This is a genomic window from Pseudoalteromonas sp. BZA4 (genome assembly GCF_040104395.1).
GTDB lineage: Bacteria > Pseudomonadota > Gammaproteobacteria > Enterobacterales > Alteromonadaceae > Pseudoalteromonas.
The window spans coordinates 1-1766 of record NZ_JBECOT010000134.1 but is presented as its reverse complement, the minus strand read 5'-3'; the positions used below and the strand labels follow the sequence as shown (position 1 = coordinate 1766).

1 protein-coding gene is annotated in these 1766 nt (G+C 38.4%); it reads left to right on the top strand.

Translation table 11 applies throughout. From position 1 onward, the window contains the following. The first annotated feature begins 188 nt into the window (after nt 1-188). Complete coding sequence (locus tag ABMY41_RS21700) at nt 189-1685, top strand: transporter substrate-binding domain-containing protein (protein ID WP_349276254.1); 1497 nt, start codon at nt 189-191, stop codon at nt 1683-1685. Nucleotides 1686-1766 lie beyond the last annotated feature (81 nt).

The window sequence follows — 1766 nt, the reverse complement described above, 5'->3', positions numbered from 1 at the left end:
ATCAACTGCTTGTAACTCATGGTAAATGCTTCTGTTTGTTTGGCGACGATAGAGTACCACCAACAGGCAGTTGATCTCTTCTCACCGTTTAACCATGAGTGGTGCACTTATTATCTGAATTCGGGAGTTAAATTGTTGAAACTTATTTGCGCTGCTAAAATGAGGAAAGGTTAAATCGCTATTATGGCATCATTCTGATTAAACAACTCATTCTTTACACTGTACTTTTAAGTGTATTTATTTTACCAACAGCCAAAGCTACACAACTAAAAGCGGGTATCGTTAATTATAACTTTTTTCCTTACCACACCCGGGATGCTGATGGGCAGTTTTCTGGCGTTATTGTTGGCTATAGTAATGAAATCGCTCGATTGGCTGAAGCTGACCTCGAATACCGTGTTTATGACAGCTTAGACGAGCTATTAGATGCACTTAAAGCCGGTGATATCGACTTTGCCGTTGGCCTAAATAAAACCTCGCAGCGTAAAAAGCATTTCTTATTTTCAACCCCCTTCATGGAAGCGCCCAGGGGAATAGTTGCGAATAAGTCCATCGCGAATGACGCATTAAAAAATTTGGCGAGCCTTCGCTGGGTGTGTATTACAGGTAGCTCACATTGTGAATACTTAGTTGAAAATGGTGCGCTATTTATTAATCGTTTTATAAAACCCGAAGACGCCTTTAAAAAAGTAGCGGATGGCTCGTTTGATGGGTTTATGGGTGATTACTCGGTTTTATCTCACCAACTAAAGAATCGCTCCCAAGAGAACCTTAAAGTTGTAAGCCCAATTTGGTTATCGAGTGAAACCTTGCATGTAATGTTTAATAAAAACAAAACAGCATTACGCAATCAGGTTAATTCTGTATTAGCCGCTATTTCACCAACAACTAAACAGTTGTGGGAAAGTTCTGCTAGTGAAGAATATTTAGCCGCTAAAGCGTATAGTCAATTTAAGCGCGATTTTAACCGAATAGATAAAAAGGAAGAAAATAATTACTTACTGACATTTTCTTTTGTAGATGGCTTATACCCAATTCATGCGACCAGTAACTTAGGTGTAGCCAGTGGGTACCTCAACGATACTCTGGACCTATTAACTCAGCGTAGTGGCTTCCAGTTTAAATATATACCTGCGGCTAATTCGAAAGAGTTGGAACGACTATTTTTAGCCAATAAAATTGATTTAATTCCGACCATGAACCCGACGAAAATAGATGAGGGGGTGTTGATAGCACTGCCTGCTCATTACAGTTTAGAGATGGTGTTAATCTCTAAACGAACAAGCCAAACTAAACGAATTGGTTATTTAGAGGTGTTTGCTGATCCTAAGCAAAAGCTTGTAACGAATGAACTTGTTGAAACTGTATCATTTGACTCAATTAAAACGCTATTTTATGCACTGAGAAATGACAATATTGATGCTGTGATACTACCGCAAAGTATTGCTGCATACCAATTAAACCAGTTCTATATAGGTGAGTTTTATATTAATCCAAAATACCGCTATACCCAGCCAATTTATTTTTTAGTGAATAAGCACTTTTCAGAGTTTGCGACTTTGCTAGACAGTTTATTTAAAACATTGACCAGCAACGATTTTAGCCATGTTGTAAATCGTCATGGAATTTTTAGTATTGAACGGGCGTTGTTTCCTAAAAGTTTGAACTATCTTGCCAGCCTGTGATCAGATCATCTATATCCTACTAGCCCGTGCAACAACAATGAGCAAAATCACAAACTGGTCTCACTATAATCAAGCCCTCGT